The following is a 16296-nucleotide window of genomic DNA, read 5'->3' on the forward strand; positions in this document are numbered from 1 at the left end:
TGTTAGTAGGCTAGGATTAAGGAAAGTTAAGAAATGTCCATCCTGCACCATGGCAATACGTCAACTTACTAACGCTGAAGTCAATCAGTTGCTGCTGACATTAACCCTGGCTGGTTATGTGCCAGAACGTGATTTTAAGATTGATGAGAACGGTCAGATTTTGGCAAGAAAAGAGATTATGCCAGTGATTCGACGAATTCCGGCATTGTGTGAAACAGATGAGCGATTGCTCAATAACTCGTCCCTCGCTGCTCCCTCATCGTTGAGCACGTCGTGTTCTAACTGATTTTGGTCATACATTTTTAGGGTGTCTCCACCATCTGGCTTGGTTGGGAGCGGCTGTTGGCCCTTCGCGATACCCGAGTATTGCAATTTACAAACACCTGCTGAAGCCTTCATAAACTCGCGCTAGCGTTGGCATAAGAATCCAGGGTGGCGGGGAGTTGAACGTGAAGATCCTCCTAGTTGAAGACGATGCCATTTTAGTAGAAGCGCTGGTTAGGGCCTTAACGACGGAGCGCTACACCGTCGATGTGGCTACTGATGGAGAGATGGGTTGGGAGCTGGCGTCTGCATCTGTCTACGATGTGATCTTGCTGGATGTCATGTTGCCAAAGCTGGATGGCATTAGTCTCTGCCGCAGGTTGCGATCGCACGGCAGCCAAACCGCAATTCTGTTACTGACAGCCCAGGACAATAGCAATAGCAAAGTCGTTGGTCTGGATGCCGGAGCCGACGACTACATGACTAAGCCCTTTAATCTGGCTGAGCTACTAGCCAGAATTCGGGCGCTACAGCGGCGGGAGTCAGTCACCCTACAGCCGGTGCTCACCTGGGAAGCCCTATCATTAGATCCCAGTACCCGTGAGGTCACCTGTGACGGTAAACCGATTTATCTGCGTCCACGGGAATATGACCTGCTAGAACTGTTTTTACGCAATCCCCAGAGAGTCTTTAGCCGCAGTGCCATTCTCGACCATCTTTGGTCCTTTGACGAATCCCCTGGGGAAGAAACGATTACGGCCCACATTAAAGGTCTGCGGCAGCACCTCAAAGCCGCCGGTGTCCCCCATGATCCAATTGAAACGGTCTACGGCATTGGCTATCGGCTGCATGCCGAAACCCTAACTCCGACCCCAGAACAAACGAATACGGCAACCGCTGCTATTTGGGAACGTGCCAAACAACGGTTGAGTGAGCGGATTGAGGTGATTGAAAAAGCCACCACCGCTGGTGTCACGGATACCCTGGCCGACGATCTACGTCAGCAGGCGGAGCAGGAAGCCCATAAGCTAGCCGGTTCTCTGGGCATGTTCAATCTGGATCATGGCTCCAAACTGGCCCATAAAGCCGAGCAAGCATTTCAAAACTGGCCAGAACTGCTTGACCATGAACGCACCCAGCTAGCCGATGTGATTGGTCAACTGCGGCAAACGGTGCAAAGCGCTGTGCAGGGTGAGACTCCCACCCTGTTTTATCCCAAGACAGTCGGGCGGGCTGCATTTATGCCCCATACGGCCTGTTTGCTAGTGGTCAGCACCGATGAGGACTTTCAGGCTGGGTGTGCGTCAGCGCTGACCACCGTCGCTAGGGATTGGACCCTGCAGCTGCAAAGCGATCCAATCGCGGCTTGTCGGCTATTGAGCCAGCAGCAGCCAGATGTCGTGCTGTTAGATCTGACTGGAGTTCCCGATGGGGAAACCGTCTGTCTGACGACCGATATGGTCACCTTTTTAACCGAATTGCAGGCCTTGGCTCCGCCTGTGCCTGTGCTGTTACGCACCGATCATGATAGTTTGCTAGACCGGGTAAAGGCATCGCGGTTGGGATGTCGGGGCTTTGTGCCATCTAATGCTACAGCGGCGGTGGTGGTTGAAACTGTGATTGATCTATGGATGCGATCGCACGCCGATGCCGCCAAGGTATTGGTGGTCGATGACGATGCCCAGATTCTAGAAGCCATGGGACAGCTGTTAAAACCTTGGGGGCTCAAAGTCTATACCTTGGTAGATCCACGGCTGTTTTGGGACATTCTCAACGAGGTCCAGCCCGATGTTTTGGTGCTCGATATAGAAATGCCCTATGTGGACGGTCTGGCTCTTTGTCAGGTAGTTCGCAGCGACTTACGCTGGAGCCATTTGCCGATTTTGTTTCTCACCGCCCACACCGATGCCACCACCAAGCACCGGGTGTTTGCCATCGGTGCTGATGATTATGTCTCAAAACCCATTGTGGGTCCCGAACTGGCTACCCGCATTCTCAATCGACTAGAACGCTCACAGCTAGCCCAATCCCAGATAGAAATAGACCCTTTGACCCGGCTGGCCACTCGTCGTCACGCGATCCAGGCTCTGACCCAGACCCTGGCGCTAGCCCATCAACAGCGACAGCCGGTCTGTATCGCCATGGTGACCGTTGATGGGCTAGACCCTATTAACCAGCACTATGGCTATGATGCGGGGGACAAGATCCTGGTCCATTTTGCCTATCTACTCCATCAAACCTTTGTCGGTCATGATGTCGTAGGACGCTGGGGCGGTCGGTTGTTTATTGTGGCCATGTACGGCCTGAACATTGAGGATGGCAAACGTCGTTTAAGGAATCTTCGTAAACGCCAGGTACCCCTACCGGCAGGGATCAGCCAAAAACAACGTCCAACCATGCACGCTGGCTTTGCCACCTATCCCCCAAACCCATCATTACTAGAGTGGCCAGCAGCAGACTGGTCAGCCCTGGTCACCAAAGCTATACAGCAGCTGGCCCAGGCTAGTCCACCGTTTATTGCCTTCAACAATCAGAAAAACTAGGAAGAGATCCATGGGGCTGTCATTGAGATTATCCCAACCCTGGCAAGCCAAATGGCTACCAGTCGCCGTAGGAACCAGTATTGTCGCCATCACGCTAGGCCTGTGGCAGTCTCTTAAGATTCAGGAACAGACGCGGATTCACCGTCAGATTGACTTTGCCACCATTAGCATTGGCCGAGAAGTTTATTCCCAGGCTAATAACCGGGTGCAGGCCCTGGTGCGCATGTCACAACAATGGGCCGCCCAAGGCAGACCCTCACAACAAAACTGGACCATTGATGCCGAGAGTTTACTATACGATTACCCTGGCTATCACGCCTTTGAGTGGATTGACCCCACATTGGAGAGGCGTTGGATCGTGTCCATTGCCGATGATGAAGCCATCCAAGACTTGAATGTAGCCGCTGAGTTTCGGCGCAAAGATGCCCTAGAATCAGCCAAACAAAATCGTACCGTCAGTCTTTCCCCAACGGTGGCACTAAACCAGAATGAAACCCAAATGCTGGTGTATGCGCCCATTTTTCTGACCTTGGACCAGTCCTTTGATGGCTTTATTTTGGGTGTATTTCGCGTACAGCATCTGCTTGATACCATTTTGAATCAACAGGTAGCCCCCGACTATGGGATCACAATCCGCGAACAGGGAACTGAGATCTACCGACGAGGGCCTGTTGGCACAACCGCAAACAATCTCAAAACCCGCTGGAGTCAGCATACCGAAATCAATTTACACAACATGGTGTGGGAACTGGAAGTATGGCCGACACCAGCCCTCCTAGCTCAGGAACAATCCCCCTTGCCTGCAGTGGTGCTGATTAGCGGGCTACTCATGGCCGGGTTATCCACCTGGGTAGTCTGGCTGACCCAAACCTGGCAACAGCAGTCTAGCCAGCTGATGACCGAAACCAGCGAACGACAGCGAGCGGAACAAGATTTAGAACGGTTTTTTAATCTGTCGGTTGATTTGTTATGTATTGCCGGTACTGACGGCTACTTTAAACGAATTAACCCTGCGTTTGAAACCACCCTGGGCCATTCAACAGAGATACTGCTGTCCCAACCCTTTCTAGATTTTGTTCATCCGGACGACCAGGCAGCAACACTGGCTGAAATTGAGACCCTTGCCACTGGTCAGCCGACCCTGAACTTTGAAAATCGCTATCGGTGCCACGATGGTACCTACCGCTGGCTGAGTTGGGCCGCATTTCACATCGCGCAGTCGGGGTTGCTCTATGCCATTGCTCGGGATATTAGCGATCGCAAAGCCACTGAGGAAAACCTGAGACAGTTTAGTGCCAATCTAAAACATTTGCACCGGATTAACACCACACATTATGAGAACTTTGATCACCTATTTACCGACTGTTTAGAAACCGGCTGTCAAATTCTCGGTTTAGAAACCGGTATCATTAGCCAAATTACGGGTCAAACCTATACCATCCGTTCAGTCCATTCAACCTTAACCTCCCTGGCTGCCGACCAATCCTTCGCCCTGGCCAATACCTACTGCGCTGCCGTGGTTCAGAAGCACCAAACCGTCACCTACAAACATGTGGGCAGTCTTGCCACCATGAAAGGCCACCCGGTTTATCAAAGCCTGCATCTGGAGAGCTATCTAGGCACCCCCATTTGGGTCAATGGAGAGATTTATGGCACCCTAAATTTTTCCTCTACCCAGATTCGCGACCAAAATTTTTCTTGCCATGAGCAAGAGATTATTGAACTAATGGCCCAGAGCCTTGGTCGATTTCTGGCCGCCGATCTTGCTCAGCAGCAGCAACAATCTGTCGAAGCAGCGCTGCGAGAGAGCGAGGCCCGGTTTCGTACCGTGGCCAACAGCGCCCCCGTGCTGTTATGGATGACAGACGCCAACAAACGGTATACCTTCTTGAATCAAACCTGGCTTACCTTTACCGGTCGTAGCCTGGAGCACGAGCGAGGTAACGGCTGGGACGAAGGGATTCATCCCGACGATCGCGATCGCTGTTTAGCTACCTACGCTAATGCGTTTGACACCCGCCGCATGTTTGAAATGGAGTATCGTCTGCGACGGCATGACGGTCAATATCGCTGGCTATTAACCCGTGGCATTCCACGTTTTAGCCCCGATGGTAGCTTTGCCGGCTATATTGGCACTTGCATTGACATTAGCGATCGTCACGACGTGGAAAAACTCAAAGATGAGTTTATTTCTGTTGTTAACCATGAGCTGCGCACCCCATTAACCTCGATTTTGGGGTCCCTCGATCTGCTCGCCAGCGGTGTTTTGAATAGTAAACCTGAAAAGGGGCAGCGAATGCTTCAAATTGCTGCCAATAATGCCGATCGATTGGTGCGGCTAATCAACGACATGCTAGACATTGAACGGATCGAATCCGGCAAAATGACCCTTAACAAACAAGTGTGTGATGGGGCCGAGCTGATGTCCACCGCTGTTGACGAAATTCGGAGTCTGGCCACCCAGGCCGATATCCAGCTATCAGTGACTCCCCTGCCAGTACGAGTCTGGGCCGACCCCGACCGGATTCTCCAGGTATTTACCAATCTGCTTAGCAATGCCATTAAGTTCTCGTCACCAGGAGATACCGTAGAACTAACAGCCACCATCGAAGCTGGCCAGGCAACTGCTGACAGCACCAACGAACGTCTGGCAGTCTCTACTCAGCAGGTAAGATTTCAGGTCAAAGACCAGGGGCGCGGCATTCCTGCCGATAAGCTCAAAACCATTTTTGATCGGTTTCAACAGGTGGATGCCTCTGACTCACGCAAACGCGGTGGTACCGGCTTAGGCCTGGCGGTTTGCCGCAGCATTGTCCATCACCATGGCGGCAGCATCTGGGTTAAGAGTATCCTCGACCAGGGCAGCACGTTCTTTTTTAGCCTGCCGGTGTTACCATCACCGACACCGCTGCCCGCCTGCAAACAGGAACAGCCCCTGGTGCTAGTGTGTGATGACGATCCGTCGGTACAGACAGTAATTGCCACGATGCTAGAACATCAACAGTATCGAGTGATGACGGTCAGTTCTGGTCAGGCCGCTGTGGCCCAGGCAGCGGCGCAACGACCCCAGGTGATTTTGCTAAATTTGCTGATGCCGGGGATGTCTGGCTGGGAAACATTGGCAGCGCTAAAGGCGCGATCGCAAACTCGAAATATCCCCGTTATCATCCTCAGCGGACTCAGCCCTGAAGAAGGAGCCCACCTATCAGCTGAGATCAGCGACTGGATTGTCAAACCGCCAGACGAAGCCATTTTATTTAGAGCCTTACAACAGGCCCTAGCCCCATTACCCCAAGACATTCGCGTATTGATTGTAGAAGACGATCTCGACCTGGCGCAGGTATTAATCGCCATGTTTGAGCGCCATGGCATTACCCCCCACCATGCCGCTACTGGACAGGCAGGCATTCACCTCAGCCAACAGGTTATGCCCGACCTACTGGTGCTAGATCTAGCCCTGCCCGAGAGTAATGGCTTTGCCGTCGTCGATTGGCTGCGACAACATAACCAGCTCTGTCGGGTTCCCCTGGTAATCTACACAGCTAAAGATTTAGATGACGCTGAACGACAACAGCTGCGGCTGGGGCAAACTCTATTTTTGACCAAGGGGCGTGTATCGCCAGACGAATTTGAAAAACAAGTCATGGGATTAATTGAACGAGTCACCTCGCTATGAAGCATATTCTGATTATTGACGACGAAGACGACATTCGTGATGTGGCCCAGGTAGCGCTTGAAACTGTTGGTGGATGGCAGGTGTCAACGGCTAGCAGTGGTCAAGCAGGGCTAACCTATATGCAGACGACGTTACCAGATGCTGTTTTGCTCGATGTGATGATGCCTGATATGGATGGCATCGAAGTCTTTAAGCACATGCAAGCTAATGCCAACACCCAGGCAATTCCTGTGATTTTGATGACGGCAAAAACCCAAACCAGCGACCAACAACGTTTCTTTGATCTGGGGGTGACAGCGATTATTACCAAACCTTTTAAGGCGATGTTGCTGGCCGATCAAATTGCTGAAATCCTTAATTGGTAAGCAGGATGGTATTGTACTGCCTACCCTATGCTCAATGCGGCCAGAGTCATTTCAGAACTTTTTCATTTTTAGGATTTAGGCTTTGCAGTATGGTGACTTATAGGTCGCTATGCTCTACAGCCCTATCGAGAGACACATCACGATCTCCGGTTCTAAAATTCAGTAGGTTTTAACAATGTCGATTCAACACAACGACTTATCAAGACTGTTACCCCATAATGAGCGTGGGCGAACTGCTATTTTCATCGATGGTTCCCATGTCTTTTATGCGGCCTTACAACTTGATATTGAGTTGGACTACAGCCAGCTGTTGTCTGCACTAACAAAAGATGCTCAGCTGCTGCGAGCATTTTTCTACACGGGGGTTGACAGCACTAATGAAAAACAGCAAGGCTTTTTGCTATGGATGCGTCGCAACGGCTATCGAGTTGTTACTAAAGAGCTGTTGCCGATGCCGGATGGCTCTAAGAAAGTTAACTTAGATGTGGAAATGACCGTTGATATGCTCACCCTGGCTCCCCATTATGATACGGCAGTGGTGGTTAGCGGCAATGGCAACCTGGCCTATGCAATTGATGCAGTGAGCAAACAAGGGGTACGGGTTGAAGTCGCTGGTCTCAAGTCCATGACTAGCGATAGCCTGATTAATGTAGCGGATACCTATCTGGATCTAGCCACCCTGCGTACAGACATCCAGAAAACCCATCATAAAAAGCTGCCTAAAACCTCTGAAGACCAGTATATCTATCGCCCATTGACGGCTAGAGTGTTATAAATTTGTCTGTGCTTGGATAGCGGTAATTACCACCGTATTCACAATGTCATCAACAGAGCAGCCTCGGCTAAGATCATTGACGGGTTTTTTCAAGCCCTGAAGAATGGGGCCAATGGCAATGGCTCCAGTTTCTCGTTGCACAGCTTTGTAGGTATTGTTGCCAGTATTCAAATCTGGAAAGATGAGAACGGTGGCTCGTCCGGCTATGGTGGACTGTGGAAGCTTGTGGGCGGCGACCTCTGGATCAACGGCAGCATCGTATTGAATTGGGCCTTCCAGTAGGAGAGTGGGCCGACGCTTACGGGCCAGGTGGGCCGCCTGACGTACTTTCTCGACGTCTTCTCCTGTGGCTGAATCCCCAGAAGAATAGGAAAGCAGCGCCACACGGGGTTCAATGCCAAAGGACTGGGCGGTATCTGCTGAGGCGATCGCAATTTCTGCCAGCTCAGCAGCATCAGGGTTTGTATTCACTGCACAGTCACCATAGACCCGCACGTGGTCACCCAGATACATTAAAAACACCGACGAGACCAGGGCCACCCCTGGTTTAGCCTTAATCAGCTGCAGAGGTGGCCGAATCGTATGCTGAGTTGTGTGGGCTGCCCCAGAAACCATGCCATCCGCGTCGCCCTGGTAGACCATCATGGTGCCGTAGTAGGCGGCATCAAGCATGTAGTCATGGGCAATATCGAGGGTGCCTCCCTTGTGTTTTCTAAGGTGGTAGAAGGTGCGGGCATAGTCTTCTAAATGGGGACTCTCGGCTGGATTGATGATAGTGAGGTCATCTAGATCCAGGGGAATGGCGTATTGTTTAATCCGCTGTTCAATCTGGTCTCGTTTGCCCAGGAGAGTGAGGTGAACAATTTTTTGCGATCTCAACACGGCGGCTGCCCGCAGAATGCGCGGATCACTACTCTCCGGCAAGACAATATGCTGGGGATTGGCCTTAGTCTGCTGCACGAGATTATAGGTAAACATGCGCGGCGTTAGCTCCTGGCGCTGCTCTAGGCTAATTTGTGCTTCCAGGCGAGCTAAATCGACATATTGTTCAAAGGCATGGATACTCAGTCTAATTCTTTCGGAGTCATCAGGCTTGAGGGTAATATGCATCTCTTTGATTTGAGATGCGGTGGTGTAAGTGTCGGTAGGTACCGAGAGAATCGGTGGCGGTTGGGGTGAGCCTTCAATTAACTTTGCGATCGCAGGTTCGGGCTTTAATCCTGTCGATAGCAGAATACCGGCCAGGTTGGGATAGTTGCTGGACTGATGAGCCTGGAGCATGCCTACAATCACATCGCCGCGATCGCCAGGGGTAATAACTAGACTATCTTTTTTGAGCCAGGTAAGGGCATGTTGCATTTGCATCGCGGCCACCAAGAAATGGACAGCCAATCGACCCAGAAGATTTTGACCATAGAGGACTTCTGCCTGCAGTTGTTGGACAATATCCTGTATCCGGGGGCTAATCAGCCTGGGTTCATAGGGAATCACAGCTGAGACATAGCCGGTATGGTTACTTTTTAGAGCAATTTCCAACGCTTCCACATGGTCGGGAGCTGCTTTGTTGAGGATAATTCCGGCAATGGGGCAGTGGTGATTGCGATAGGTATCGACGGCAATTTGGATCGGACGAATGGCGTCGACCACAGTTCTGTTATCGGCATTGCCCAGGATTAAGATGGGGCAGCCCAAACTTTTGGCAATTTCTTGGTTGAGGTTAAATTCAAAGGCGGCACCTTTGCCGAGATAGTCTGAACCTTCACAAAGGATAAAGTCGCTACGCTGCTCCAGAGCCTTGAATTTGTCGATAATAATGGCAATGGCCTGGTTGATTTGGTGCTGACCGAGGAGATCATTGACCTGGTGAGATCTCAAGCCAAAGGATTCCTCATAGGTCTGCTGCAGACCAAAGTGCTGCAGGATGAGCTCAATATCTTCATCTGGCTGAAAGCCATGGCCATCTGACACAGCTTCCGTCTGAATCACCGGTCGAAAAAAGCTAACTTTTGGAGTGCGTCTCAGGATGAAATTAATCATCCCCAGCGCCACCAGAGCTTTTCCGCTACCAGCCTCAGTAGTGCTGATATAAAGCGAGTTTCCCATCTGTGATTCCCTAATTAGCTTAGATTGTAGGCAACTATCTCGATAAAAAGCAATGACCTGGAGAAACTTATGGGAGCTCTAATTTTGTGGCAGCTTTAGAGCTATTCTCCAAATCGTTCTTGAATTATTTTTACCGCCCTAGCTAACTCATACAGCACTTTAGCCACGGACAACACGCTGGCCACGTCGCTCTCCGCGAGTTTCGGTTACCACCGTACACTGTCCTTGATAGCCATTGTGTTCATAGTAAACCACGACCCAGTCATGGGTTTTACCCAGTTCATGGGCGCGGGCCGTGTTGGAATACAAAGCGCTAAACCACCAGCCATCCCGTTCTGTATGCATAACAGGTAGCCAGCGTTTGCCAGTGGGGTTAAATCGACGCGGGGCAATCATCGGTAATTGTCCTGCCCCTGCTAAACGACGGTATTCAGCATCAATGTCCAAGATTAAACCCACAGGAGGCACCGTGTAGGTAGTCTGAATTTCTCGCCAACGGTTCACCCGCATTCGTTGGCGAGATGAGCGGTTGAGAATTGTTTCGAGGGCATCTCGCACTAGCCGGGTTCGACTACTGCCAAACCCTGGAACTGTGTCGAGTTTACCTGTATGGGCTGCCAGCTCTAGTTCCTCTAAGGTTTCAATGCCTAGTTCCTGTTGAACACGATGGGCTAGCACATCACCAATTCCTGGGATGAGCTTAAATACATCTTCAGGAGACACCTCCGCCAGCAGCAGTTTGAGCAGACTTAGTTCCCCCGTTTGCAGTAGCTCCTCAATCGATAGCGACAGATGCTGACCAATATGGGGTAATTTCTCCAGACCGGCTCGACCGTCACATTTCAAAATCTCTATAATGGCTCGCTCCAGGCTACGAATAGTTTGTGCCGCCTCACGATAGGCTCTGATGCGATAGTAATTTTCCGCTTTGATCTCTAAAAGATCGGCAACCTGCTCAAACATATTCGCAATCTCATCATTTGAAATTGCAAAATAGCGAGGTGATGTGGTGTGAGGTGATGTGGTGTTTTGTATCATGGGTCTAGAGCGTCATGCTACAACACAAAACAGCACGACTGCCTCTTCTATCATTCAAGCATTTAATTCTGAGACACTTGTGAAGACATGATCGGTTTGCCTCACAGGTTCCTCATGCTTCTTTCCTAAAGTAGCAATGTAGGTCAGCGTATGGGGCTAGGAGCAATGCAAAGTTCCACCGATCAAAATCTAAACAGCTACAACAATAAAGAAAAGTCTTTTAATCGAATCACGTCTCTGTGGTCGAGCATAAAGGCTGGACTCATCTACTTTGTGACTGTTTTTGGAGTCGGTTTTGGGTTGGGGGTTATTCGAGTTGTGTGGATCGAACCTCAATTGGGGGCCAGACTGGCTGAACTGTTGGAAATGCCTTTGATGTTAGTGGCCGTTGTTGTCGCTGCCTACTGGGTTGTAAAAAGGCTAGCTGTACCTCCTGTTTTATGGTCCAGGCTTAGTATGGGCTTGGTGGCCCTAGTTTGTTTGCTTTGTGCAGAATGGGGCTTGGTTCTGGGGCTACGAGGGCTTTCTATGACTGAGTATATTGCCACCCGTGATCCGATCGCTGGTACGGTCTACTACATCATGCTCTGCTTGTTTGCAGTGATGCCCTGGCTGATTGCTCGCAAAGATAGCCAGGCCCCTCCATCATCATCAAACCCTACTTAACATCCAAAACAAAACCAGGTAGTATCTCCTCTCCTGAAATTGTAGTCGGACACTTCACTATCTCTACTGCCTGTCCCGGTCGGTAGACCTCAACGGTTTGCCCCTGAGGATTGATCAGCCACCCCAGCCGTAGACCACTATCAAGATATTCCTGCATCTTTTCTTGCAGTGGCTTCAGCCTATCGCTCTCAGACCGCAGTTCAATTACAAAATCAGGGCAGATCGGTGGAAAATTTGTCTGTTGCTCACGGGTCAAACTATTCCAGCGTTCCAACGTCACCCATGCCGCATCAGGAGAGCGATCGCCCCCATTAGGTAGCTTGAAAATCGTTGAAGAGCTAAAAACTTCCCCTAGACCAGTTTGACGATTCCAGAACACCAAATCAGCAATGTAGTTTGCCTCTTGCCTGCCACTTTCACCACCCACTGGGGATATAATGATTAACCTTCCTGTTGGACTCCGCTCCATGGCAATATCTTTGTTTGCCATGCATAACTTATAGAATTGCTCATGGGTCAGTCCCTGGACTAATGGCTCTAAATTTAGGCTAATAGCAGTCATCACGAGTGACCTTACGTATCCTTAATTTTTACTATTCTAAGCTTTTGAAGCTGTGGCTAAATCCATGCAAAGCATATTGGTCTAGCCGGATAATAGGCCCATAGCCCAGATTTATTCTCTGACTGACTGTACGTCTAAAGTTGCAGTTGCCGCTCGACCAAATTCTTCGGGGGCGTACTCTAGCTGCACCTCTGAACCGGGCCAGAGGAAGGTGCCGGGTGTGACTGAGCGGACGAGATAGTGCATGGTGTAGACACCGGTATCTAGATAGTCAGCGTAGGCGAGGATGCGATCTCGACCCAACTGCTGATAGCCAATATCCCAACTATCCTGCTGCGGTTGAAAATAGGCCGTGCTTGTCTGGAATGACGTGTCAATCGGCTCCAGACCCGCAGGCAACGGATCCGTAATCACCACATGGTTCACCGGATGGTCAGTGATAATTTCCAGACCCACATCAAACACCTGGCCTACGTTCAATGAAAGATTCTCGTCTATCGAACTCAGGCCCATCCGGTAGAGCACGTCCGACTCATTTGCCGGACGAACCTGGCGGGTTACTCGTAACCCCTGCAAACGACCCGGAGCATTACCTTTTAGCCGATAGCGATAGGCTGTGAGGTAGTGCAATTCTCCTTCACCAGCTTTGCCCAATACCAAATCTGACTTACCCTCAGGCAGCTCTGCCATGGGAACAGAGAGTTCTAAACTAGGTTGCTGATAGCCCTGGAACTGTTGCTGAGCCAACTGCTTACCGGCAAGTTGTACCGTTGCTTCAAAGTTAGGCGGCTCCGGCAGCCGCTGAGCATAGGTCACCAGGGCACTCAGGGCCTGAGCATTGTTGTAAGGAAATCCCCAGCTACCGTCTTGTCGCAGGGCCAACAATCCATCGACGATCCGCCCCAACAGTTCAGGACTGCTCTCACGCGCCACAAACAGATTTAACACCTCAGCCTGGGCCGTTACAGGAAAATGATACCAACCCCAAGTATCAGGCAGATTCACCGTAGCACTGCGGGCCGTTTCATAAACCGATTCCTGAATCTGATCTGTCAGGGTATCGGCTTCGGTTTGCCAATTATCTAACTGAGAAAGATAACGCGCCAACTTGATTTGCCCAACCCAGTCAAATTGTTCTTCATGATTGTCGTATAAATATGCCAGAAAGTCTTGTCGCACATCGCCTAGATCCGCCAGGGCCAACAGTGTTGCCAACCGAACCTGACTTTTACACTGGGGTGATACACACCAATCCACCTTCCCTGGATTTTTTAGCAGCTCAGATAGATACTTCTGGAGCTGGCTGATCAAGGCTCCATCCACTGAAAAACCAGCCGCTTTGGCCTGGGCTAGAGACCTGGCCGCATAGGGAGTGACAAAGGGATCAGACTGTTCCCCTCCGGGCCAGCTGGAAAAGCCACCGTCGGGTCGCTGTAGTATCTTGAGCCGCTGCAGTGCCTGATTGGCTTTGGCTTGTGGATCAAATCCATCCAGCACCTGACCATATTGCTGACTGAGAATTTGTAGATTAGCCGCAATGCTCAGCTGACTGGCCACCGTAGAGAGATTCGGTAACGACTCAATCCACTCCATCTGCTGCACCGGTGCCTTGATATCCGTTAGCAGGGTGCTAGAGAGGGATACATCTAAGCCGCCCACATCCGACACCACATCTTTATCCACATTCACAGGAATGGTGACCGGGTCCGTAGTCGCCCCGGCATCCACCACCTGTTCCGTAATCGTCAACTGTTTTACAGCTAACGGTAGCTGGAAGCCGTCGCTCTCATCGCCTAGCTGAGTCTGAAATCGCACCTGAGCCTCTCCCGCTGCCGTTACTTCCATGGGGAAACGATAGGCCTCGGTGCCCTTTTTACCCCGTTCTGCCAAGGTAGTAGAGGCTGCTCCATCGCCAAAGCTGAGACCATTGATGGCATCTCCCTGGATTGTTATCCGTCCCCGCTGGTCTGTGGTGTTAGTCACCGACAAGCCAGCCATCATGCGATCGCCAGGTCGAGCAAACTGAGGCAGAATCGGTGCGGTAATTAAAGGCTGTGTAGCCACAAAGGTGGCATCACTATTACCAAAGTGCAGATTGCCATCGGTGGCTACCACCATCACCCGCCAGGTAGTGAGATTATCGGGCAGGTTAAAGCTTACCTCCGCCTGACCCTGGTCATCCGTCAGCACTGCACCGTTGTAGTAGGCCAGCGCCTGGAAGTCTTTGCGAATGCGGGTACTCTCACCCCCTACGGAGAAACCGCCACCGTAGCCCCAGCCTTTTTCTAGGGGGGAACTTAGCGATCGCAGCACCACATCAGAGCGATTATCGGCAAAGCGGGTGGAAATGGCTTGCTCAGCATAGACCGTCTCCACCAAATCCGGCGGACGATGACCGCTCAGCTGCAGCACCGCTTCATCCACCACCATCACCGTAAACTGACCGGCAACCGGCTGATCCTGCCCATCTTTGAGGGTGAGCTGGAGCGTTTGCTCGGTGGCCGGACGAATCTCCGCTTCTGTGGGTGAAACTTCTGGCTTGAGATAACGATCCGCCAGATCCACTTGAAATGGGGCAAACCCAATATTGGTAAGGTTTGCTAAATTGTTAACTTCAACCGTTTCCAGGGGCTCTCCCTGACGCACAAGTACCACCTCCACGGCAGCATTGGGCAGCATATCCGGGGTAACGGTGAACTGCACCTGGGGCGCACCACCGCTGACAGCAACCACCTCTTCATAAAGAGTGTTTTGGCGAACGACGGCAAAGTACAGTTCACCTGCCTCATAGGGGGACTGGATCATGGCCGTAGCCGTTTCTCCAGGGACATAGCTGTCTTTATCCAGCTGTACCTCTAGCCGGTTATTGTTGTAGCGACTGCCCCAATAAACCGGGCTAGCACCAGCCACCCAAATCCGGGTATCCGTAGCGGAGCTCTCATCACCAGCAAATGTGGCCCGAATGCGGTAAGAACCTGCCTCTTGAGCCGTTAGCTGCACTGTTTTAGCCTCGTTACCAGAACGAACCGTGACCTCATCAACCAGCTCATATTCCACCTGATAGTTGGGGCTAACACTGCCCTCAACCACCTCAGTGACGCTGCTATAATTCATCCGCTCCAGCGCCACCTGCACCGACTGACCAGACTGAGTCTGTCCCTGGGCATCGGTGACAATCACCTCCACATCAAAGGGCTCTCCGGCATCGGCCACAAAGTCACTCTGCAAGCCGATCAACCGCTCCTCGGGCAGTACCATCACCTCTTTTGTATCGGCCACCGATAGATTGGAGACATCCACCACCTCAGCATCTAATCGGTAGGTCATGGGGTAGGGCAGGTCGTCCGTAATCTCTACTGAAAGCTGACTTTGCCCCTGGTCGTTCAGGGTTTTACTCGTCTCTAATACATCGCTAGAAACAACTGGCCGCTCCTCTGGCCAGTACCACCGACGCCCAAAGGAGAAATCCTCCCAGCCCTCTGGACGGAATGTGGTTGGCTGGCGGGTGACATAGTAATTAACCTCGCTGCCCTGGACAGGGGCTCCAAACAGATAGTTGCTCTCCACGTTAGCAGCAAGACTCCCGCCAGCCGTTGCCGTTTCCTGCTCAAGACTTAAGTCAACCTGGAAGTTAGGGGGCTTAAATTCGGCTACCCGTAGATTGCCTAGCAGTTCCACACCATTCTCGGCGGTAGCAACAACCGAGTAGTAGCCCAGGGGCTGATCGGCACCAATGTCCCATTTCACCGAAAAAGTGCCAAACTCATTGGTGGTTTGGGAACCTAGGTCAATTTCATCACCTTCAGGTCCCCTTAGCTTAATCCTGTAAGCCGTGTTTTTGTCCTGGCGTAGAATACCCTGTTTAAGATAATAAGCATTACCCGTCAGCCAGGCAGTTTCTCCTGGCTGATAGAGCAAGCGATCCGAAAAAACAGTGCCGCGAGAGATGGGCTGACTGCCTTCCCAACCTGCATAGATGCCATAGCGATAACTGCCGGTGTAATACCAATTCTGTAATTAAGAGCTACACATGGTAGAACTGAGGTGCAGCCTTCAATGTGAGCGATGTCAGGCATTTACCATCTTGAAATTACCGAAAGTGAAGACGAGCTCAAAGCTCTCCTGAGAAGTCAAAAAACGGCCTCGTCAAAAGAGCGAATTCAATTCCTCTATTTGCTTAAAAGCGAACAGGCTTCGACAATCCAGCAAGCTGCCAAATTATTAGGTCGTCATCGGGTCACGGTCCAAAAATGGGCGAAGCGTTATCGAGACGGTCAGCTAGCGGGATTGTTGAGTCATAAGCC

The 16296-nt window shown here is 51.2% G+C and carries 11 protein-coding genes; 7 read left to right on the top strand and 4 right to left on the bottom strand.

Annotated features, from left to right (window positions below):
- Positions 1–49: 49 nt before the first annotated feature.
- The 5 genes from N836_RS55480 (at position 50) to N836_RS55500 (ending at position 7623) form a co-directional block, all read left to right on the top strand.
- Positions 50–286, top strand: coding sequence for a hypothetical protein (locus N836_RS55480; protein WP_023073489.1), 237 nt, complete (start codon positions 50–52; stop codon positions 284–286).
- Between the two features lie 163 nt (positions 287–449).
- On the top strand, positions 450–2807 hold the full coding sequence (locus tag N836_RS55485) for a response regulator (protein WP_023073490.1): 2358 nt from the start codon (positions 450–452) through the stop codon (positions 2805–2807).
- Between the two features lie 10 nt (positions 2808–2817).
- Entirely contained in the window at positions 2818–6483 is a 3666-nt protein-coding gene (locus N836_RS73445) for a PAS domain S-box protein (RefSeq protein ID WP_023073491.1), read from the top strand.
- The gene (locus N836_RS55495; protein ID WP_023073492.1) at positions 6480–6848 is read left to right on the top strand and encodes a response regulator; all 369 of its coding nucleotides are present in this window, start codon (positions 6480–6482) and stop codon (positions 6846–6848) included. The genes N836_RS73445 and N836_RS55495 overlap by 4 nt, the downstream gene beginning before the upstream one ends.
- A gap of 175 nt (positions 6849–7023) precedes the next feature.
- Positions 7024–7623: a LabA-like NYN domain-containing protein gene (locus N836_RS55500; RefSeq protein WP_023073493.1), complete on the top strand. Its 600-nt coding sequence runs from the start codon at positions 7024–7026 to the stop codon at positions 7621–7623.
- Here N836_RS55500 and pta read toward each other — a convergent pair.
- Together pta and N836_RS55510 are read right to left on the bottom strand one after the other, a co-directional pair.
- The gene (gene pta, locus N836_RS55505) at positions 7618–9726 is read right to left on the bottom strand and encodes a phosphate acetyltransferase (protein ID WP_023073494.1); all 2109 of its coding nucleotides are present in this window, start codon (positions 9724–9726) and stop codon (positions 7618–7620) included. The two genes, N836_RS55500 and pta, sit on opposite strands and share 6 nt — an antisense overlap.
- A 159-nt stretch (positions 9727–9885) precedes the next feature.
- The gene (locus N836_RS55510) at positions 9886–10764 is read right to left on the bottom strand and encodes a dna polymerase domain-containing protein (RefSeq protein ID WP_023073495.1); all 879 of its coding nucleotides are present in this window, start codon (positions 10762–10764) and stop codon (positions 9886–9888) included.
- 165 nt (positions 10765–10929) lie between these two features.
- Here N836_RS55510 and N836_RS55515 point away from each other — a divergent pair, with 165 nt between their 5' ends.
- Positions 10930–11430, top strand: coding sequence for a hypothetical protein (locus N836_RS55515; protein WP_235071111.1), 501 nt, complete (start codon positions 10930–10932; stop codon positions 11428–11430).
- Here N836_RS55515 and N836_RS55520 read toward each other — a convergent pair.
- Both N836_RS55520 and N836_RS55525 read right to left on the bottom strand, forming a co-directional pair.
- The gene (locus N836_RS55520; RefSeq protein WP_023073497.1) at positions 11423–11992 is read right to left on the bottom strand and encodes a Uma2 family endonuclease; all 570 of its coding nucleotides are present in this window, start codon (positions 11990–11992) and stop codon (positions 11423–11425) included. The genes N836_RS55515 and N836_RS55520 overlap by 8 nt on opposite strands.
- A gap of 111 nt (positions 11993–12103) precedes the next feature.
- Complete coding sequence (locus N836_RS55525; RefSeq protein WP_327058709.1) at positions 12104–15970, bottom strand: alpha-2-macroglobulin family protein; 3867 nt, start codon at positions 15968–15970, stop codon at positions 12104–12106.
- Between the two features lie 87 nt (positions 15971–16057).
- Between N836_RS55525 and N836_RS55530 the strand changes: the two genes are divergently transcribed.
- Positions 16058–16296, top strand: a 239-nt coding sequence (locus N836_RS55530) for a helix-turn-helix domain-containing protein (RefSeq protein ID WP_023073499.1), incomplete at its 3' end; no start/stop codon positions are given.

Source organism: Leptolyngbya sp. Heron Island J, assembly GCF_000482245.1.
Classification (GTDB): domain Bacteria; phylum Cyanobacteriota; class Cyanobacteriia; order Phormidesmidales; family Phormidesmidaceae; genus Leptothoe.